Genomic DNA, 19,109 nt, shown 5'->3' with positions numbered 1-19,109 from the left:
TTCTCCTGTTTTCCGCTCAGACCAGCGGCACAACTTCAAGGTAAGTCTGCACCGCCTTGGCCAGCACCACCGCCGCAACTCCGTAAACCGCCAGCCACAACCGCCGCTCCAAGCGCTCCATCATCTGCTCGATCCGGTCGAGCCGCTTGTCGAGGTTCTGCAAATGGATCGCCGTCACCCGTTCATGCGCTTGCAACCGCATCCCAGGTGCGCATTGAAACCGCTCTACAGGGAGCTCACTCATCCGCCGCCACCGCCGGCAGGCCCAAAAGGCTGCGCTTCTCCACATCCGTCAGGAAATCCGCGCCAGCGACACGCGCCCACTGCGCATCACGCTCCGCACTCAACGCAGGCACTTGATCCAGATCAGGCTTCAGCTCCACCAGCTCCCCCGTGAAACCCGACAACCAATGCGACAGCACAGCAGTCACACGGCTCGCCAATGGCAGCACGGTCAAACGGTAAAACGCGCGGTGCGCCTCTTGGTAGTTCGCATAGGTCGCATCGCCGGAAATCCCGATTAGCATCGGCGGCACACCAAACGCGAGCGCAATTTCACGCGCTGCCGCTTCCTTGGTCTTCTGGAACTCCATGTCGGAGGGCGAGAACCCCATCGGCTTCCAGTCAAGCCCACCTTCCAGCAGCATCGGCCGCCCCGCATTGCGCGCCCCCTGATGATGGCTCTCCATTTCGCTAACCAATCGCTCGTACTGGTCGTTGCTCAAACTGCCCTGCCCCTCGGCACCCTTATAAATGATCGCCCCCGAAGGCCGCGCCGCATTATCAAGCAGCGCCTTGCTCCAGCGCGAGGCCGAATTATGCACATCCACAGCCGTGGCCGCCGCCTGCATCGGGCTAAACCCGTAATGATCATCTTGCGGGTGGAAATTGCGCACATGACAAATGGGCGAACCCTGCGTCGCATCGAACCGGTGCTTGCGCCCGCCCACCGCATACTCATAAGCAACAGGCCACCCATCAGCCCCAGGCACCACAGACATCCGATCAGAGCGCAAAACATGCAGCTCCAGCGGCAGCCCCGCCTCGGCCCCTACGGCTTCCACATAAGCGTCACCCGACAACAGCAGTTGCGCATAGAGCGCCTCCAACAGCTCTGCCCGACCTTGCCCGCCATTGGGCCGTGAAATCAGACCCAGCACCGGATGCGTATCAAACCGCTGTTCAGCATCCTGCAACACCAATGGCAGCGCCGCCGCAGCTTCCGCAATCAACTTGACCGAGCGAAATCCAACAGGGTTGCCCGCAAACCCCGTCCGCGTCAAAGATACCGTATCACGCGGGCTCCACGCCACGCGGCCAGAGCTTTGCATCGCCACAACACGCCCCGTGGCCGAGGCCTTCGCCTCCACCGCATCCGCCGTCCCGCGCTTTAGAAAATCAAACAAATCCGTTCTCCTCATCCCGTGCCCCGTGGCAAACCTGCTGCCTCATCGCTTCTGAAAATAATTTGCCATTAAAATGCTAATCCCCTCAGACCAGAGCGTGCGCACCCCGCGCAACACGCTATGCGCCAACAAAAAAGGGAGGCCAAAGCCCCCCTTTTTCCGCAACACCAGCTCTCACAAAGATCGCACATTCGGTTGTCGCCACGTCGCGGCAGGCTCAATCATCAACTCATGCAACGCCCAGACCAGCGCATCCACACGGTCAGGCGATCCACCGCCATCATACCCTCGCCGCGTCATCCGCGTCATCTGATCCTCCAACCCGTCCATGTCAGGCATGTGCTGGACCCGTCCCTGCTCATACAGAGCCGCGACAGGTTCTGCACGCGCCACCTTACCTCGGCTTGCATGTACCCCCTTATAGGGCACCAACGGGTCCACCTGACGGATCACCTCCTGCACCATCTGCCCGCCTTGATTCACCTCCGCCACCAGACGGTCGGCGCCAAACCGCTCCATCGCCGCAATCGCAGCCTTCGCCCAACCACTCGGCCCCATGCCTGCAACCGTGCAATCAGCCAACACAAAGGCCCGCCAATCCTGCGGCGGCCCACTGCACTGCACCCCCGCCACCACTATCCCGCACTCATCCGAGGACGCTCCGGATGTCGTCGCGGGATCGACTGCCACCACGATACGGTCCAATGCTGGCAAGTGCCGCACACGCGCAACCTCCAACATCTCGCTCGTCCACAACGCTCCCTCAGCATCCGCCAAGAGCACCCCGTCCAACTCCTGCCGCCCCAAACGCGTGCCACGATACCGTGCCCTAACCTCCTCCAGAAACGACGATGCCAAATGCGCACGGTTCGCCTCCGTCGCCGCATGTGTCACCACCGTTGATGGGGACTTAAGCAGCGCTTTCAACACATCCACGTTGCGCGGTGTCGTCGTTACACAAACCTGCGGATGCTCCCCCAACCGCAAAGCAAATTGCAGCATATCCCACGTCTCTTGTGCTTTTTTCCACTTCGCCATCTCGTCCACCCATGCCGCATCAAACTGCGGCCCACGCAAGCCCTCGGGATCATGTGCCGAATGCACCGTCGCCACTGCCCCGTTGGGCCAGACAAGCCGCTTCCGCGTCGCCTCCCAATCAGGCCTCCGGTCTGCTGGCGAGCAGGCAAGGATCCCGCTATCACCGAAGATCATCACTTCGCGCACCTGCTCGATGGTCTCACCTACCAGCGCCACACGACCGCAACGCCCAGCGACCAAAGGCAAAGCCCCCTCGACCACACTGCGTACCCACTCGGCACCTGCACGGGTCTTACCCGCACCGCGCCCGCCCATAATGACCCATGACCGCCAATCTCCCTCAGGGGGCAACTGATGCGGCATGGCCCAAAATTCGAATAAGTAAGGGAGAGCACGAAGCTCTCCCTCATCCAGGTCATTCAGGAATCCCTCCTGAATCGATGGAACAGCGGAGCCGATCAAGCTTGCACCCGATATCAACCCGCGCTTTTTCCATGTCGAGGGCGTACCCTCCACGCGCAATTCCGGCTTGTTTATTTCGGCAGTCATTCAAGATCATTCCCGCTTTTTGGCAACGCCCCACCGCATCCGTTAACTGGATAAAGGTCTTGGACGTCAGTGTTGCGTCGATTTCCTCTCCGGACTTTGCCTGATTTTTCAGGTTCTCTAATGCTTCTCTTAACTCGGCAAGTGTCACCTGAACGGAGGCAAACATGGCCTCCGCATGGGCGAGCTCGTCAAGCTGTGGCACCGGTTGGATTATCATCTGTTGTCGGTCCTTTCGCTCGGATTCCTCCAATCGAAAGACGTGAAAAAACGGCCCCAACTATACATCAGGGCCGTTCCCCAAATCTCCTAGCATGAGACATGGTATATCAGGTTGTTCTTAACCGCTGCTCACAGCACCGCACGATGCGCGCAACAGGTCAGTCGTTCGCTGCCGCCGCCCGGTCCGCTTCAATCTGGCGCCATACCGCGACATTGCGGTTATGCTCATCCAGTGTAACAGCAAAGGCGTGACCGCCCGTACCATCCGCCACAAAGAAGATGTAAGGCGTCTCGTCAGGTCGCGCCGCCGCCATCAGGCTTGCGCGTCCAGGGTTGGCAATCGGCGTGGGCGGCAGTCCATTGATGACATAAGTGTTATAAGGCGTCTCGGCACGCAATTCACTGCGGCGCAGACCGCGTCCCAGAACCCCCTCACCTTTGGTAATCCCGTAGATAACCGTAGGGTCCGTTTGCAAACGCATGCCTTGATTTATGCGATTGACAAAAACACTTGCCACCTGACGTCGCTCGTCCGAAACTCCGGTCTCTTTTTCGATTAAGGATGCGAGGATCAACAACTCTTCGGCTGAATCAATTGGTAAATCATCGGCACGCGTTTCCCATGCCGCCGCCAACAAGGTTTCCTGCGCTGAGGACATCCGCGCTAGCAACGCGGCACGGTCATCACCTTTGCGAATTTCATAGCTGTCAGGCGCAAGCGACCCTTCTGGCGGCACAGACACAACAGTCCCGTCCATAATATCCATGCCGGAAATCGCATTTACGACCTGCCAGCTGGTCACACCTTCCGCCACTGCAATGCGAAACCGAACATCTGCCTGATCCCGCATCTGGGTATATTCCGCAGGCACTTCATCCTCGCCTTGGGTGAACGTTGCCAATTCGGCAAAACGGTTTGTTGCAGGGTCCAATTCACGAACCTGAATGCTCACACGATTGACCCCGATGCGATAAACAATCTCGGTGCCACAAGTGCTTGCCCCGCCGCGAGTAATCACATCGACAATTTCCTTCATTGTCGCTTCAGGTTCGATCAGGAAACTACCCGCCTTCAACTGGCCTGTCTTTTCCTCATAATCCGCACCGATACGAAAAATAGACGCCGAAGACACGGCGCCCTGTGCTGCCAGATCCTTGCTGACTCGACGCATGTTCGACCCACTTTTAACCTGCACACAAGCAGCCTCGGTCAGCGGCCCCGGCGCGTCATATTGCGCCTTGCCCCACATGATCAGACCACCTGTGAGAAACAGCGCAACCATCAGAAATGTCATCGCATTTGCTGCAACATGACGCCACATCTAGTCGACCTTCCCGAACAGAACGCTCGCGTTTGTTCCGCCAAAACCAAAGGAGTTACTCAACGCAACCTTTATCTCCCGCTTCACTGGCGCATTCGCTGCAAGATCAATCTTTGTCTCAACGGCCAAGTTATCCAAGTTTATCGTTGGCGGTGCAATCTGATCACGGATCGCAAGGATTGAGAAAATTGCCTCAATCGCACCCGCAGCCCCCAACAAGTGCCCGGTTGCAGATTTGGTAGAGGACATGGTCACTTTGCCCGCATGCTCACCCATCATTCGCTCAACGGCGCCCAATTCAATCGTATCGGCCATAGTCGATGTGCCATGGGCGTTGATATAATCGATGTCCTTTGGCTCCAACCCTGCATGGCGCAACGCAGAGCGCATGGACCTCTCACCACCCTCACCATCCTCGGACGGGGCCGTGATGTGATAGGCATCGCCCGACAGACCATACCCGATGACTTCGGCATAAATTTTTGCACCGCGTGCTTTCGCGTGCTCATACTCTTCAAGCACCACAATGCCGGCGCCCTCACCCATGACAAAACCGTCACGGTCCGCGTCATAGGGACGGCTGGCCTTCTTTGGATCATCGCCGCGCTTGGTGCTAAGCGCTTTACACGCGTTGAAGCCTGCAATGCCAATCTCACAAATCGCCGCCTCTGCCCCGCCTGCAACCATCACATCCGCATCGCCGAACATGATCAGGCGGCTCGCATCGCCAATCGCGTGCGCCCCCGTCGAACAAGCCGTCACTACAGAATGGTTCGGCCCCTTAAATCCGTATTTAATCGATACCTGACCCGAGATTAGGTTGATCAGCGCACCGGGCACGAAGAAGGGGCTGACCCGCTTGGGGCCTTTCTCCGCCATCATCACAGCTGTATTCGCGATGGAGTTCAGACCACCGATACCCGACCCGATCAGAACGCCTGTGCGCTCAAGGCTCTCGCGGTCCTCTGGCATCCATCCCGCATCTTCGACAGCTTGCTGTGCTGCGGCCAGACCAAACATAATGAAGGTGTCAACTTTACGCTGCTCTTTGGGCTGCATATATTTGTCGGCGTTGAACGTCCCATCTGATCCGTCCCCCAGCGGCACTTCACATGCATATTGTGTGACACAGCGGCTCGCATCAAAGGTTGTGATCGGCCCCGCACCGGACTGACACTCCAATATGCGCTTCCAGCTTTCCTCGACTCCGTCTGCCAACGGCGTAACCAAACCCAATCCCGTAACGACCACTCTGCGCATATGCTCTGCCCTTTGGTGTAATATTGCTTGGATCGGCTATACCTTGCGGGTCCCCCAATTATCAAGAGCATTGGCATCCGCGAAAAGGCGGGTCTTCGCCAGCAGTCTGTTTTACGGAACTGCTCTGGCCCTTGGCGTGTTCTCTAACAAACAGGAGAAGTTAAATGCCCGCATATATTGAAATTACGATCCGCGCCGCCTTCGTAATTTTGGCTATTCTGCTTCTCACACGATTGCACGGCTTGCGCAGTTTTTCGAAAATGTCAGGGTTCGATTTTGCAATCACTGTCTCAATCGGTTCTGTCCTCGCGGGTGCAGTCACCACATTGAATACAAACATCTGGATATTTATCTGGGCTACCATCGCTCTTTTTGTAGTGCAAATTGGAATTTCCCAGTTGCGCATTCGCTGGCCACGCGTTCAGGACGCCATCGACAATGCACCTATATTACTCATGGAAGATGGCAAAATGTTATCCGCCAACATGACTAAAGCAGGCGTTAGCAAATCAGACCTTTGGGCCAAACTTCGGGAGGCTAACGCCTATAATCTCGAAAACGTCCGCGCGGTTATTATGGAGACTACAGGCGATGTCAGCGTGCTACACGGCGCACCACACGGGCCACCGGTATCCGATGAAATCATGGAAGACGTTTTGCGCCGCTAATCCCGCGGCTCAGACGGGCGGCCCTTTTCGGGTCATTAGCAAAACCGATTCCCCCTCTGTCGTCACATGGCGCAGCGGCTTATACCCCAGCGTTTCCGCGATCCTGAGAGACCCTTCGTTTTCAGGGGTAATCACACACACAGTACGCCCCGCCACAACACGGTCAAACCATTCGTGCGCAGCTGTGGCGGCATCAATGCCGTAACCCTGCCCCTGAAATGCCGGATCCAAAACCCAGCCTGCTTCGGGATATGGATCAAAATCCTCTCCCAAGCCGCGAGAGCCAAAGAAAAAACCGACCTGCCCCGCCATCGTTGCTTCACTGTGTATCTGCACCGCCCACTGACCAAAGCCTGCGATCTGCCAATGGCCTGCATTGCGCAAAAAAGAATCCCAACTGCGCGCACGCGGCCATGGCTTGCCTTTGATATGGGTCACAACTTCGGGATTCGCCCAAATCTCGGCATAGCGTTCAAAATCCTCGCGGCGCATGCCGCGCAAGGTGACCCGCGGCGTATTGATCGTCGGAATATTTCGGAGCATGCGGTGCTTGGCCTTCGTCTTTAATCATGGAAACTAATACTGCGGTTCGGGCGCTCAGAATTGCCGCAGCATGTTTAGTTAGACAAGCATCAAATCATCCAAGAATCAAAAACGGCGCCAATCCGCAGAGCGGGGCGCCGTTTGAGAATATTACCGCCGAGAAGAACTCGGCAAAGCCTCTTAGGAAGCTTCTTTGATGAACTTGACCGCGTCGCCAAAGGTCTGGATGTTCTCGGCTGCGTCATCGGGGATCTCGATGCCGAACTCTTCTTCGAATGCCATTACCAGCTCGACGGTGTCGAGGCTGTCTGCACCCAAATCATCGATGAAAGAAGCGTTTTCAACTACTTTGTCTTCTTCAACACCAAGGTGCTCAACAACGATCTTCTTAACGCGGTCTGCGACGTCGCTCATACTATCAGTCCTTACTCATTGGGCTATGCTGCCCCTTTGGGTTTCTGCCGTCTCAACGTGCGAGGGGCCAGAAGGTGCCCCTTTGGGGGGCGGCTCGTTTTCCTTGCTGTCACAAGGCGCGGGTCACATCAAGCGCCCGTCTGGTTATTCTGCGCCCCCTTTAGCATATGATTGGGGTTACGCAAACGTTTTCACCGATGCCATTACAACATGGCCATACCGCCATTCACATGCAAGGTCGCCCCTGTAACATAAGCGGATTCGGTGCTGGCAAGATAGACAACAGCGCTGGCAATCTCGTTCGGTGTGCCCATCCGGCCCGCCGGAATTTGCCCCATGATGCCAGATTTCTGTTCATCGGTAAGTTTGTCTGTCATCGCCGTGGCAATAAATCCGGGCGCAATCGCATTGACGGTGATTCCACGGCTCGCCACTTCATAGGCAAGGCTTTTGCCCATCCCGATCATCCCCGCTTTGGACGCCGCATAATTCGCCTGACCCGGATTGCCCGTTGCGCCAACAATTGAGGAAATGTTCACAATACGTCCCCAACGCGCTTTCATCATCCCGCGCATCACCCCTTTACACAGCTGGAATGTCGCGGTCAGGTTCACGTCCAATACCGACTGCCACTCATCGTCGGACATGCGCATAAACAAGTTGTCGCGGGTGATGCCTGCATTGTTGACCAGAATATCAACCGATCCCATCGCTTCCGCCGCTTGCTTGGGCAACGCTTTAACCGCTTCCATATCGCTCAGGTTGCAGGGCAACACATGCGCACGGTCACCCAGCTCAGCAGCAAGTGCCTCCAACGGCTCCGTGCGCGTACCAGACAGGCCCACAGTCGCCCCCTGCGCATACATTGCCCGCGCGATATCCGCACCAATGCCACCCGACGCACCCGTTACCAGCGCATTTTTACCCGTTAGATCAAACATATCAGTTCCCTTTATTCAAATCGCTGCACAGGCGCGGTCAACAAGCCGAATTGCGCAATCTCATCCTCAGTCATGACGTATATCCCGTCAGACGGCCCATTGCGCAAGGCAAAGAGGTAAAATGCGTCTGATCCTAACATCTCAACAGTGTATTCCGATGCGCCTGCAAAATCGGGAGCGCGGCTAAAATCACGTGCCGTCCAGCTGCCCAGACCGATCTGCGCACCCGCCACCATGCGCCGCTCCACCCCCGCCAGAAACATGAAAACCGCTTCGGCATGTATATCACTGTCACTCTGCAATGCCGTATGAAGCCCCCGCGCACGGATCATGCGTCCAATTGCAAAAACCGCAGGCACATCCGTCACCCGCGTGATATGCTGCAAGACAATAACGGATACCTGCGGATTCTGCTTCAGAACATCAGCAAAAGCCGCAGCCGTCCGTGCGCTGATCTCGCCTCGAATAATCAGCCGCTCGTTTACGACCGAAAACTCAAGCCCCTGCTGCAAGCGTGTCACCGTTCCGCAGCCCGCCACCAACGCCAATGCGCCCATCAGCGAACTGCGGCGGGTAATACTAGCCTTCAAGCGCCGCTTTCACATCCGCTGCTGCACCCACATTGCGAAGTGTCGCTTCCTTGTGAATTCGGCGGATCATGCCAGACAGCGCTTTGCCTGCACCAATCTCCCAATATTCCGTCACACCCTGCGCCGCCATCCACTCAACCGAGGAGCGCCAGCGCACGCGGCCTGTCACCTGATCCACCAGCAGCCCCGCGATGGGTCCAGCGGTGTCCACACTCTCGGCCAGCACATTCGCCACAAGTGGGACCTTTGGGTCGTTCAACGTCACTTCGGCCAGCGCCCGCGCCATTTCATCCGCCGCCGGCTGCATTAAAGCACAGTGAAACGGTGCGGAAACAGGCAAAGGCAGCGCACGCTTGGCCCCTGCCCCTTTGGCCATATCAATCGCACGCTCAACTGCGGCTTTGCTGCCCGAAATCACGTTCTGCGTGGGGTCATTCTCGTTCGCCAACTGACACACATCGCCTTGCGCCGCATCGGCAGCCAACTTGGCCACATCGTCGGCAGACAGGCCAAGGATCGCGGCCATTGCACCTTCCCCTACCGGCACCGCCTCTTGCATCGCACGGCCACGGATGCGCAACAACCGCGCGGTATCAGCCAGCGTGAACACTCCTGCCGCACAGAGCGCCGAATACTCGCCAAGACTGTGTCCCGCCACAAAGGACGCACGTGTCACATCAATGCCCTCAGCCCCAAGTGCAGCCATCGCCGCCATCGACGTTGCCATCAGCGCAGGCTGCGCATTCTCCGTCAGGGTCAGCTCTGCAATGTCGCCTTCCCAAATGAGCGCGCTCAACTTTTGCCCCAGCGCCTCATCGACTTCGTCAAAGACTGCTTTGGCAGCAGGATAGGCCTGCGCCAGATCATGGCCCATACCGATGGTTTGTGCGCCCTGACCGGGAAATACGAATGCTGTGCTCATGATGTTTGCCCTTATACTATACTGCCCATCGGTTTAGCGAAGGGCATCCGCCCTCACAAGAGCGCACAGAACCTGTGCCGAAACGTGCCATTGCCCTGTCAGGTGGATGGCATATGTTTGGACAATCGCATCAGGCAGGAGCATCCCATGGCCACCTCTAATACCATCACCCGCTATGGCAGTGTCACCCGCAGCTTTCATTGGCTCACTGCCCTGCTGATCATGACCCTGATCCCTGTCGCCATCATCGCAGAAGAGTTGCCCTATGACACCTCGGCGGAACTGGCGCAAAAAGCATGGCTGTTCTCGCTGCACAAAACACTCGGTGTGACTGTCTTTTTTGTAGCCCTGCTGCGCATTCTCTGGGCTTTGTCCCAGCCCAAACCTGCCTCCCTGCACCCCGATCGCAAAGTTGAGAACTGCCTCGCTGAGACCGCCCATTGGCTGCTCTATGGCTCTCTGGTGCTTGCTCCGCTGTCTGGCTGGATACACCACGCGGCAACAGCTGGCTTTGCGCCGATCTGGTGGCCGCTGGGGCAATCCCTGCCCATGGTTCCAAAATCCGAAAGCGTCGCGGCGCTGTTTGGCGGGTTTCACTGGGTGTTCGGCAAGGTCATGATCGTGTCGCTCCTGTTGCACATCGCTGGTGCGCTCAAACACCACTTCATCGACAAGGACGCTACCTTGCGCCGCATGATAAACGGCGCGCCCGATCTTGCAGAGCTTTCCCCTTCACATCACAGCCGCATACCCCTTGTTGCCGCATTGGCCATCTGGGGGGCGGTCCTCATCGGTGGCAACTTTATCGGCGTCTATACGGCAAAAGAAGGCGTACAAGCCGCCGAACTGGCCGATGTCGCCTCGGACTGGACTGTTCAGGACGGCACCATAACCATCAGCGTCTCGCAATTCGGCTCTCCTGTGGAGGGCCGCTTCGAGAGTTGGACCGCTGACATCGCCTATGATCCAGCCATCAGAAACGGCGTAGCCGGGCAGGTAGAAGTGGTCATCGCCATCGGTTCACTCACACTCGGCTCTGTCACGGACCAAGCGATGGGGCCGGACTTCTTTGACGCGACACAGTTCGAGACGGCCACTTTCAAAGCAGACCTTGTCTCAGGCGTGGACGGTTTTGTGGCTGATGGCACGCTCAGTATCAAAGACAACACCTTGCCGCTCTTAATGCCCTTCCGCCTCTCGGTTGAGGGCGACAATGCAAATATGCAGGCGAACCTGACCCTCAACCGCATGGATTTTGGCATCGGGGCCAATATGCCCGACGAAAGCTCGCTCGGCTTTGCCGTAGATGTACAGATTGAGCTGACAGCCACACGCACACCTGACGCATAAGGCATACCGCATCAACGCAAGAGCGAGGCATAAAAAAAGGGCCGCGGAAAGGTATTTCCCTGCGGCCCTTACTCATTAGATCACAAAAACTTACTCTGCTTTCATGGCTTCAAGCGAAATTGTCACTGCAATCTCGTCACCTACAAACGGTGCGAACTTGTCCACGCCAAAGTCTGAGCGCAGCAGCGTTGTAGTCGCATTAAAACCTGCCCATGGCTTTTTCGCCATTGGGTGCTCGGAAAGCTGGTTCAGGTTTGTGGCCAGAACAACGGATTTTGTCACATCGTTCATGGTAAGATCGCCTGTAATGTTGGCAGTGCCTTCGCCTGTCACTTCAATCGACGTGGACTTGAAGGTGATCATATCGTCGTCAGAGGCGCCAAAGAAATCGTCGCTCATGAAGTGCGCGTCACGCTTTTCCCAGCCTGTAAACATGGATTTTGTCGGCATCGAGACAGCCACGGAAGAGTTCGCTGGGTCGGCCTCATCAAACATGATCTCGCCTTCAAAGCCGGAGAACATGCCGTAGGTCGTTGAAAAGCCGAGGTGGTTATAAGAGAATACAACTTGGCTGTGGCTGGCATCCAGAACGTATTTCTCAGCAGCCATCGCCATTGAGGCGGAAGCAGACAAGAGGGCAGCAAGAACGAGAGATTTCATAGCAATACTCCATGTAAGGTTAAATCCTACAAAAGTATTTGGTGCAAATGCTGCTAAACTCAATCCCCAAGAATCAAACATCGTCTGCGCGGTGGCGAACGAAAGTCACGCAAAAGCTATCTGCTTGTGCACATCGATCGTCAGGCGAGCTTTCCAACGCTACGCAGGGCCGCCAGCAACGACGCGTGCACCGTTGCATTGCTCAGGGTGATATCGGCCAGCAGACGGCTACCCTTGTTCCACATGATGATATGGCGGCCATTCAAGTCAACTGCATCCAGATCGCTAAACGCACAGCGTTCAACAACGCGTGCAGGCTCTGCCCCTCGACGGCGCATGACGCGTACTTCCATGTTCTGGATGTCCACTTCGACCGTGGGCTTCACGGGAGGCAGGCTCATCTGCCACAATCCTGCGGAGACAAAAATCGAAACAACCATCAACGCGGCTTTGAACAGCAAAACATCGCTGTCCCACGTCGCACCCGGAGCAAACCAGACCAATACAGCGACCATCGCAAAGGTAACTGAACCCATGCGGGCCGATAGACGCATCACAAGACGGCCCCCGTCGAGAACGTGGGCAGTCCCCAGCGCAGGTTTTGGCGGAAAGCTGTGATCGGCTGTGATAGTCATGTCTTGTCCCTCGTGTTTTTTGATTAACCAAGAGGTGAAGGATCAATGGGACAAAATCAGGGCACAGTTTGGGCATGTCGAGGGCAGCTGGCCAAGCAGCAATAGTGCAAATCCAATCGACATGAAGCGTCCCTGCACTGACTGCTTGTGCTGCGGTGTAAACGGTGTATATGCAGTGCTTCCTTTGTAAGACGATTTAACCGCGCAGACTCTCGTGGTGGGGCCGCAAAGGATCATCGCCCTACCTATGAAATGCGCCTTGAAATAAGTGGAGCACACATGCCGCTATATGAGCATGTAATGATCGCTCGCCAAGACTTGTCCAATACACAAGCCGAAGGCCTGATCGAACATTTCGGTACCGTCCTGTCCGACAACGGCGGGACACTCGTTGACAGCGAGTATTGGGGCGTCAAGACGATGGCCTATAAAATCAACAAGAACCGCAAGGGGCACTATGCCTTCCTGCGCTCCGATGCACCGGCAACTGCCGTGCAGGAGATGGAACGCCTGATGCGCCTGCATGACGACGTCATGCGCGTTCTGACCATCAAGATGGACGAGCACAAAGAGCTGCCTTCCGTTCAGATGCAAAAACGTGACGAGCGCCCAGAGCGCCGTGAACGTCGCTGATTTTAGGTTGTTGAAAGGACTCTAAACCATGGCCGCAAAACCATTTTTCCGCCGTCGCAAAGTCTGCCCCTTCTCGGGCGACAATGCACCGGCAATCGATTACAAAGACACACGTCTGCTTCAGCGCTACATCTCTGAGCGTGGCAAGATTGTGCCGTCCCGTATCACCGCAGTATCCGCGAAAAAGCAACGTGAATTGGCCCGTGCCATCAAACGCGCCCGCTTCCTCGCCCTGCTGCCCTACGCAGTGAAATAAGGAGTAGAGATTATGCATGTTATCCTTCTCCAGCGTGTTGCGAAACTCGGCCAGATGGGCGACGTCGTTGACGTCAAACCAGGCTTTGCGCGCAACTACCTACTGCCACAGAAAAAAGCACTGACCGCTTCCAAAGCGAACATTGCTTCTTTTGAAGGTCAGAAAGCCCAACTCGAGACACAAAACCTCGAGACCAAGAAAGAAGCCGAAGCAATGGCTGCCAAGCTGCATGGCCAGCAGTTTGTTGTGATTCGTTCTGCCTCCGACGCAGGTGCGCTTTACGGCTCTGTTACCACACGTGACGCCGCCGAAGCCGCAACTGCCGAAGGGTTCACTGTGGACCGCAAGCAGGTCGTCCTGATCGCCCCTATCAAGTATCTGGGCATTCATGACGTACAGGTTGTTCTGCACCCAGAAGTTGACGCCACAATCGAGCTGAACGTTGCACGTTCACCCGAAGAAGCCGAACTTCAGGCCGCAGGCAAGTCCATCCAAGAACTCGCAGCGGAAGAAGAAGCCGCAGCAGAATTCGAGATTTCCGAACTCTTCGACGATATCGGCTCCGCCGCGGACGAAGATGGCGATCTGGATGCACCAGCACCTGCCGCAGCAGATGAGAACGAAGAGTCCTAATTCTTCCTCTTTGACGACAGAATTAAACGCCGCGCAGCATCCCTGCGCGGCGTTTAACATTTTACAATGCGGGATCACACACACAGAAAGCATGATCTCGCTTCCAGACGTCAGGCATATGAAATGATCTCGAACTCGATCCCGTTTTCATCGTCAAAGTAAAACCGCCGTCCGGGCTCATAGTCCTGATGGCTATTGGGCACATACCCTTTTGCCTTTATCCGCGCCTCCACCGCGTCCAAGTCATCCACAACAATTCCGATATGATTGAGACCTGCACGTTTGTGATAGCTTTCTGCTGCTGGTTCAGTTGCACTTGGTGGAGAATAAAGCGCGAGATAGCTCGAAGCACTTCCAACATGTGCCGAACGTCCCTCATGAATCGACGGGCCCTGCCATCGAACTTCCCACCCGAATAAATCACACAATAGTTTGGCAGTGACATCCACGTCCTGCACAGTCACGTTAATATGTTCAAGTTCGGTCATAAATCTCTCCATTTGTAAGTTATTGCGACTCATGGTGTACTTCCTCAAGTTAACGTTAGATCAAGAGGTTTTTTTATGCCCCCGTCCCAAGGTCTCACAATCGGCGCTGTGGCAGAGCGCACCGGCTTGGCAGTCTCGGCAATTCGGTTTTACGAAACACTTGACCTTGTCACGCCTCTCAAGAATTCGTCTGGCCATCGCCGATTTGACCGATCAGACATCCGCAAACTGAGTTTTGTGATGATCGCACAAGAGTTAGGTGTGTCGCTACGCGATCTAAGCGCATTGATGAAAACACTGCCCCAAGGCCGACCGCCTACTGCGGCAGACTGGACCCGTATGGCTACCAAATTTCGCAAGGATCTGGACCGGCGTATCGCAAAGGCGGAGCGACTGCGCGATACGCTTGACGGCTGTATAGGTTGCGGCTGCCTGTCGTTACAAAAATGTGCGCTTTATAACCCTGAGGACCGCGCACGTCTGTCAGGCACAGGACCACGACACCTTATTGATCCAAATCTTTGATACTTGGACGGTGGCAATTTCCTGGCTTCAGATGCTCTACCATGCGAGAATCGCATGAACGGGCAAAAGCTCGCCACCCCCTGCGCGGAACGGCGCCAGTGATAGCTTGTCCAACTTGCCAAAGTTTCCACCTACCCCTTACCTTGCGGCAGATTAACGATAACGGATTCCCGATCATGTCTGCCCTTTCCCGCCGCGTCTTCCTGCTGGGCGCAATCGCTACGGTTTCAGCCTGCTCTGCCCGCAGCCCCGAAGCCGCCTCAACATCAGCCGCACCTACCCTTCCTTTGCATCCCAACGAGACACCCGCCCTGCGCGCCTCAATCAATCGCTGGGCAGACCACTACGACGTGCCACGGACACTCGTGCACCGCCTCGCCATCCGCGAAAGTACCCACAACCCTGCGGCGCGTAATGGCCCCTATTATGGCTTGCTCCAAATTCTGCCACAGACGGCAGGCACAATGGGATTTCGCGGCACACCAAATGATCTGCTCGATGCCGACACCAATCTCAAATATGCCGTCAAATACCTACGCGGCGCATGGTTGTTGTCAGATGGCAGTCATGACACTGCCGTTAAATGGTATTCACGCGGCTATTATTACGAGGCAAAGCGACGCGGTATGTTGGTCGAAACAGGCCTACGCCCCGCATAGAGGCGCAAATTGACGCATCATCTAGTAGCGCGGCTCCCTGCCCCCATATGTGGATCAACATAGACAAGGGAGCCCAAAATGTTTGACATGACCAAACGCCACGACGGTGATCTGGCCACGCATACACCGCCAAACGACCTCAAAGACCGCATCGCGCTGCGCACGGTCAAGGCGATGCGCATTGTCGCCGACAGCTTCTTCGCGAAACGCTATGGTCACCGTGCAGTTGTACTGGAAACCGTTGCCGCCGTGCCGGGTATGGTCGGCGGCCTGTTGCAGCATCTTAAATCAGTGCGTCACATCCGCGACGATCAAGGATGGATTCGCGAGCTTCTGGATGAGGCCGAGAACGAGCGTATGCATCTGATGACGTTTATCAAAATCGCAGAACCGTCAAAGTTTGAGCGTTTCCTGATCATGATTGGACAGGCCGTATTCTATAACCTGTATTTCTTCCTCTACCTCTTTGCTCCACGTTTGGCTCACCGCGTCGTGGCCTATCTCGAAGAAGAAGCGGTTATCAGCTATACCCAGTATTTGGCGGAGATCGACGCAGGCAAGGTCGAGAATGTTCCCGCCCCACAGATCGCTATCGATTATTGGAAGCTTGGAGAGGCTGCACGCCTGCGCGAGGTCGTTATCGCTGTACGCGCCGATGAGGCAGGACACCGTGACCGCAACCACGAATTAGCTGACGAGATGGCTGCGTAAATTTCGCGCATACAAATGCAAAAGGGCCGCTCGATTGAGCGGCCCTTTCTCATTCAAATGTCTCGAAGTTACTCGTTCTCAAGCTCTTCAACAGCTTTTTGCAAGTCGTCCTTGGACACTTCTTTGTCCGTCACAGTGGCCTGCTCGAAAACATAATCAACGACTTTGTCTTCAAAGATCGGCGCACGCATCTGCTGCTGCATCTGCTGGTTTTGCTGAACGAACTCAAAGAATTGACGCTCTTGACCAGGGTACTGACGCGCTTGGTTCATGATCGCTTGTGTCATCTCGGCGTCGGTCACCTCAACTTCGGCTTTCTGACCCAACTCGGCGAGCAGGAGGCCCAGACGCACGCGGCGTGTTGCCAGCTTCTTATGCTCGTCTGTCGTCTCGATCTCGGGATGATCGTGACCTTCGACCTCTGGGTTATCTTCATGCCACAGCTGGTGCGCAATCTGGCCCGCTTCGGCATCGAGCAGGGATGGCGGAAGATCGAAATCAACCATACCGTCCAGCGCGTCGAGCAGACCACGCTTCATGATTGCACGGGATGCACCCGTGTATTCAGCTTCCAGACGCTCACCGATCTGCACTTTCAGCGCAGCGAGGTCTTCGGCACCAAACTTTGTGGCCATCTCGTCGTTGATCTCGGCGGCGACAGGCTCTTTAACTTCTTTGATGGTGCAGGAGAACACGGCTTCTTTGCCCTTAAGATGCTCGGCCTGATAATCATCTGGGAAATTGACGGTTATGTCTTTTTCTTCGTCCGCTTTCACGCCGACCAACTGCTCTTCAAAACCGGGGATGAAGGAGTTGGAGCCCAGTACCAGCGGATAGTCCTCGGCGGAACCGCCTTCAAACGCTTCGCCGTCAACTTTGCCCACGAAATCCATAACGACTTGATCGCCGTCCTTGGCTTTTGAGCCTTTTTTGCGTGCTTTGAAGTCCTGTGCCGTCTCGGCCAGCGACGCCAACGCTTCGTCGATGGAGGCATCGTCAGCCTTCACAACCATCTTCTCGAGCTTGATCGTAGTCAAATCAACGTCAGGAATGTTCGGCAGTTTTTCGTAGGTCATGGCGACCTCGACATCGTCGCCTTCTTTCCAGTCGTCATTGGTCATCTTGACGTCGGGCTGCATGGCCGGACGGTCACCGGAGCTGTCAAAGTGCTCGCTCATTGCACCATCAATGGCTTCTTGCATGGCTTCGCCCAGAACTTTTGGGCCAAACTGCTTCTTCAAAAGCGGCATTGGCACTTTGCCTTTGCGGAAACCTTTCATCTCGACGTCAGGCTGAGCTTCTTTCAGCTTTTCCGTCACTTTCACGTCCAGCTCTGCCGCTGTCAGCGTGATGGTGTAGCCGCGTTTCAGACCTTCGTTAAGCGTCTCTTTGACCTGCATGTGTGCTCCATAGCGTTTGGCCGCGCACGCACGCGCGGGGATAAAAATTTGTGCTCTTCTATGGGCGGGAAAGGACAGGTGCAAGCACCGTTTGCCCCTGCCCCCAGCAGAAGAGCGCCGTATTACATGCCCAGCGCTTCTTTATACATATCAAGCACGGCTTCTTCTTCGGCAATATCGTTCGGCTCGCGCTTGCGCAGGGCGATGACTTTGCGCAGGACTTTGGTATCGTACCCACGGCCCTTGGCCTCTGCCATGACTTCTTTTTGCTGCTCGGCGAGGTCTTTTTTCTCGGCGTCCAAACGCTCGATCCGCTCGACAAACTGGCGCAGCTCATTGGCGGTTACTTTGTACGTCGCATCGCCTACGGCGTCTTCTGTGACGGCAGGGTTGGTGCTAAAATCGCTCATGGGGTGGCTCCTTGTGCGGTGCGGAATTGGGGACTGATTTGAGGCGCCTTGCTACCCTGCCCCATGCCCCCCCGCAAGGTGCTCTTGCCGCCATGCGCCGATTATCCTATCTCGGCGTCATGGAACAAACATCATCCTCCGTTTTCGACATCCTGATCTGGTCAGGTACAGGCATCTCCGTGCTGGGCCTCTTGGGCCTTGTCTATTGCATCATCCGCGTAAGCCGCGCCAAACGCGCAGGACTGAGCGATGAAGAAATGCGTGCCGAGTTGAAAAAAGTAGTGCCGCTGAACCTTGGGGCGCTGTTTTTATCCGTTATTGGCCTGATGACGGTGATCATCGGCATCTTTCTGGACTAAACAATCTGCACGGATCGCGCCTAACGTTATGTGTCCGCTGGACAGCTATCTGCGGCTTGGGTAAGTCTTGTGCATGGATATTCGTCAACTCACCCCCCGCTACTACGTCGCCCCACAGATTTCACCTGACCAAATGGGTGCGCTCAAAGAGGCCGGCATTACCAGAATTCTGAGCAACCGCCCCGACGAGGAAGTGCCCCCCGCTTACAGCGCGGCCGCGATGCAGGCCGCAGCCGAGGCGGCAGGTTTGGAATTTGTGCATCAGCCGCTGACACACCAGACGATGAACGAAGAAAACGTTGCTCGAAATCGCAGCATCGGTGCCGACCAAGAGGGCGTAACCCTTGCCTATTGCGCCTCCGGTACGCGCTCTTGCATTGCCTGGGCCTTGGGCCAAGCAGGGCTACAGTCGGCCGATGCAATCCTGACTGCGGCCCGTGCGGGCGGCTATGACATCGATAACATGCGCCCCTATCTGGAGCAGCACGAGCCTTAGGGTCGCAGACCATTGACCTGCT

26 protein-coding genes are annotated in these 19,109 nt (G+C 56.0%); 10 read left to right on the top strand and 16 right to left on the bottom strand.

Translation table 11 applies throughout. The features are described from left to right. Positions 1 to 16: 16 nt before the first annotated feature. The 6 genes from Q0775_RS14705 to fabF form a co-directional block, all read right to left on the bottom strand. Positions 17 to 244 (bottom strand): hypothetical protein, encoded by a 228-nt coding sequence (locus Q0775_RS14705; RefSeq protein WP_298862427.1) that lies wholly within the window; start codon positions 242 to 244, stop codon positions 17 to 19. Continuing rightward, positions 237 to 1,421, bottom strand: a complete 1,185-nt coding sequence (locus tag Q0775_RS14700) for a phage portal protein (protein WP_298862424.1) — start codon at positions 1,419 to 1,421, stop codon at positions 237 to 239. Before Q0775_RS14700 ends, Q0775_RS14705 begins: the two co-directional genes overlap by 8 nt. Positions 1,422 to 1,580: 159 nt before the next feature. Continuing rightward, positions 1,581 to 2,807, bottom strand: a complete 1,227-nt coding sequence (locus tag Q0775_RS14695) for a terminase family protein (protein ID WP_298862422.1) — start codon at positions 2,805 to 2,807, stop codon at positions 1,581 to 1,583. Positions 2,808 to 2,859: 52 nt separating this feature from the next. Further along, on the bottom strand, positions 2,860 to 3,210 hold the full coding sequence (locus tag Q0775_RS14690; RefSeq protein WP_298862419.1) for a hypothetical protein: 351 nt from the start codon (positions 3,208 to 3,210) through the stop codon (positions 2,860 to 2,862). 160 nt (positions 3,211 to 3,370) lie between these two features. Beyond that, positions 3,371 to 4,534 (bottom strand): endolytic transglycosylase MltG, encoded by a 1,164-nt coding sequence (mltG, locus tag Q0775_RS14685; protein ID WP_298862416.1) that lies wholly within the window; start codon positions 4,532 to 4,534, stop codon positions 3,371 to 3,373. Further along, a complete protein-coding gene (gene fabF, locus Q0775_RS14680) occupies positions 4,535 to 5,794 on the bottom strand; it encodes a beta-ketoacyl-ACP synthase II (protein WP_298862413.1) in 1,260 nt (419 codons plus the stop codon). Between the two features lie 164 nt (positions 5,795 to 5,958). Between fabF and Q0775_RS14675 the strand changes: the two genes are divergently transcribed. Further along, complete coding sequence (locus Q0775_RS14675; protein ID WP_298862410.1) at positions 5,959 to 6,462, top strand: YetF domain-containing protein; 504 nt, start codon at positions 5,959 to 5,961, stop codon at positions 6,460 to 6,462. Positions 6,463 to 6,471: 9 nt separating this feature from the next. Here the strand turns inward: Q0775_RS14675 and Q0775_RS14670 are convergent, their stop codons facing one another. The 5 genes from Q0775_RS14670 to fabD all read right to left on the bottom strand — a co-directional run bounded on the left by Q0775_RS14670 (position 6,472) and on the right by fabD (position 9,872). After that, complete coding sequence (locus Q0775_RS14670; RefSeq protein ID WP_298862408.1) at positions 6,472 to 7,005, bottom strand: GNAT family N-acetyltransferase; 534 nt, start codon at positions 7,003 to 7,005, stop codon at positions 6,472 to 6,474. A gap of 180 nt (positions 7,006 to 7,185) precedes the next feature. Next, positions 7,186 to 7,419 (bottom strand): acyl carrier protein, encoded by a 234-nt coding sequence (locus tag Q0775_RS14665; protein WP_005852881.1) that lies wholly within the window; start codon positions 7,417 to 7,419, stop codon positions 7,186 to 7,188. Positions 7,420 to 7,622: 203 nt separating this feature from the next. Further along, entirely contained in the window at positions 7,623 to 8,360 is a 738-nt protein-coding gene (gene fabG, locus Q0775_RS14660; RefSeq protein WP_298862404.1) for a 3-oxoacyl-[acyl-carrier-protein] reductase, read from the bottom strand. A gap of 11 nt (positions 8,361 to 8,371) precedes the next feature. After that, positions 8,372 to 8,950 (bottom strand): hypothetical protein, encoded by a 579-nt coding sequence (locus tag Q0775_RS14655; protein WP_298862401.1) that lies wholly within the window; start codon positions 8,948 to 8,950, stop codon positions 8,372 to 8,374. After that, positions 8,940 to 9,872 carry an ACP S-malonyltransferase gene (fabD, locus tag Q0775_RS14650; protein ID WP_298862398.1) on the bottom strand — a complete coding sequence of 311 codons (933 nt, stop codon included), beginning with the start codon at positions 9,870 to 9,872 and terminating at the stop codon, positions 8,940 to 8,942. The genes Q0775_RS14655 and fabD overlap by 11 nt, the downstream gene beginning before the upstream one ends. Before the next feature lie 147 nt (positions 9,873 to 10,019). Here fabD and Q0775_RS14645 point away from each other — a divergent pair, with 147 nt between their 5' ends. Then, positions 10,020 to 11,222 (top strand): cytochrome b/b6 domain-containing protein, encoded by a 1,203-nt coding sequence (locus tag Q0775_RS14645; protein ID WP_298862395.1) that lies wholly within the window; start codon positions 10,020 to 10,022, stop codon positions 11,220 to 11,222. Between the two features lie 90 nt (positions 11,223 to 11,312). On the opposite strand, the gene Q0775_RS14640 is transcribed toward Q0775_RS14645, so the two are convergent. Together Q0775_RS14640 and Q0775_RS14635 are read right to left on the bottom strand one after the other, a co-directional pair. Continuing rightward, positions 11,313 to 11,882: a YceI family protein gene (locus Q0775_RS14640; RefSeq protein ID WP_298862392.1), complete on the bottom strand. Its 570-nt coding sequence runs from the start codon at positions 11,880 to 11,882 to the stop codon at positions 11,313 to 11,315. A gap of 140 nt (positions 11,883 to 12,022) precedes the next feature. Then, a complete protein-coding gene (locus tag Q0775_RS14635; protein WP_298862389.1) occupies positions 12,023 to 12,517 on the bottom strand; it encodes a hypothetical protein in 495 nt (164 codons plus the stop codon). A gap of 279 nt (positions 12,518 to 12,796) precedes the next feature. Here Q0775_RS14635 and rpsF point away from each other — a divergent pair, with 279 nt between their 5' ends. Genes rpsF through rplI form a run of 3 tightly spaced genes read left to right on the top strand, consistent with a single transcriptional unit; the run spans position 12,797 to position 14,039 of the window. Next, positions 12,797 to 13,150 carry a 30S ribosomal protein S6 gene (gene rpsF / locus Q0775_RS14630; RefSeq protein ID WP_259995478.1) on the top strand — a complete coding sequence of 118 codons (354 nt, stop codon included), beginning with the start codon at positions 12,797 to 12,799 and terminating at the stop codon, positions 13,148 to 13,150. A gap of 28 nt (positions 13,151 to 13,178) precedes the next feature. Continuing rightward, on the top strand, positions 13,179 to 13,406 hold the full coding sequence (rpsR, locus tag Q0775_RS14625) for a 30S ribosomal protein S18 (RefSeq protein WP_005852865.1): 228 nt from the start codon (positions 13,179 to 13,181) through the stop codon (positions 13,404 to 13,406). A gap of 12 nt (positions 13,407 to 13,418) precedes the next feature. Next, entirely contained in the window at positions 13,419 to 14,039 is a 621-nt protein-coding gene (rplI, locus tag Q0775_RS14620) for a 50S ribosomal protein L9 (protein ID WP_298862375.1), read from the top strand. A 110-nt stretch (positions 14,040 to 14,149) separates the two neighbouring features. Here rplI and Q0775_RS14615 read toward each other — a convergent pair whose 3' ends face one another. Continuing rightward, complete coding sequence (locus Q0775_RS14615; protein ID WP_298862372.1) at positions 14,150 to 14,527, bottom strand: VOC family protein; 378 nt, start codon at positions 14,525 to 14,527, stop codon at positions 14,150 to 14,152. A gap of 75 nt (positions 14,528 to 14,602) precedes the next feature. Here Q0775_RS14615 and soxR point away from each other — a divergent pair, with 75 nt between their 5' ends. The 3 genes from soxR (at position 14,603) to Q0775_RS14600 (ending at position 16,422) form a co-directional block, all read left to right on the top strand. Then, positions 14,603 to 15,052 (top strand): redox-sensitive transcriptional activator SoxR, encoded by a 450-nt coding sequence (soxR, locus tag Q0775_RS14610; RefSeq protein ID WP_298862369.1) that lies wholly within the window; start codon positions 14,603 to 14,605, stop codon positions 15,050 to 15,052. A 176-nt stretch (positions 15,053 to 15,228) separates the two neighbouring features. After that, complete coding sequence (locus Q0775_RS14605) at positions 15,229 to 15,711, top strand: lytic transglycosylase domain-containing protein (protein WP_298862366.1); 483 nt, start codon at positions 15,229 to 15,231, stop codon at positions 15,709 to 15,711. 87 nt (positions 15,712 to 15,798) lie between these two features. Further along, a complete protein-coding gene (locus Q0775_RS14600) occupies positions 15,799 to 16,422 on the top strand; it encodes an alternative oxidase (protein WP_298862857.1) in 624 nt (207 codons plus the stop codon). 68 nt (positions 16,423 to 16,490) lie between these two features. On the opposite strand, the gene tig is transcribed toward Q0775_RS14600, so the two are convergent. Both tig and Q0775_RS14590 read right to left on the bottom strand, forming a co-directional pair. Then, positions 16,491 to 17,822, bottom strand: coding sequence for a trigger factor (tig, locus tag Q0775_RS14595; protein ID WP_298862363.1), 1,332 nt, complete (start codon positions 17,820 to 17,822; stop codon positions 16,491 to 16,493). Positions 17,823 to 17,944: 122 nt separating this feature from the next. Continuing rightward, positions 17,945 to 18,232, bottom strand: coding sequence for a DUF2312 domain-containing protein (locus Q0775_RS14590; protein WP_298862360.1), 288 nt, complete (start codon positions 18,230 to 18,232; stop codon positions 17,945 to 17,947). Positions 18,233 to 18,351: 119 nt separating this feature from the next. Here Q0775_RS14590 and Q0775_RS14585 point away from each other — a divergent pair, with 119 nt between their 5' ends. Beyond that, positions 18,352 to 18,591, top strand: a complete 240-nt coding sequence (locus Q0775_RS14585) for a hypothetical protein (RefSeq protein WP_298862854.1) — start codon at positions 18,352 to 18,354, stop codon at positions 18,589 to 18,591. 73 nt (positions 18,592 to 18,664) lie between these two features. Beyond that, positions 18,665 to 19,087 (top strand): TIGR01244 family sulfur transferase, encoded by a 423-nt coding sequence (locus Q0775_RS14580; RefSeq protein ID WP_298862357.1) that lies wholly within the window; start codon positions 18,665 to 18,667, stop codon positions 19,085 to 19,087. The last annotated feature ends 22 nt before the right edge of the window (positions 19,088 to 19,109 follow it).

The organism is uncultured Sulfitobacter sp. (assembly GCF_947499945.1).
In the GTDB taxonomy this organism is placed as follows: Bacteria; Pseudomonadota; Alphaproteobacteria; order Rhodobacterales; family Rhodobacteraceae; genus Sulfitobacter.
The sequence above is the reverse complement of the archived record's forward strand: the minus strand, read 5'-3'. Positions and strand labels throughout refer to the sequence as shown.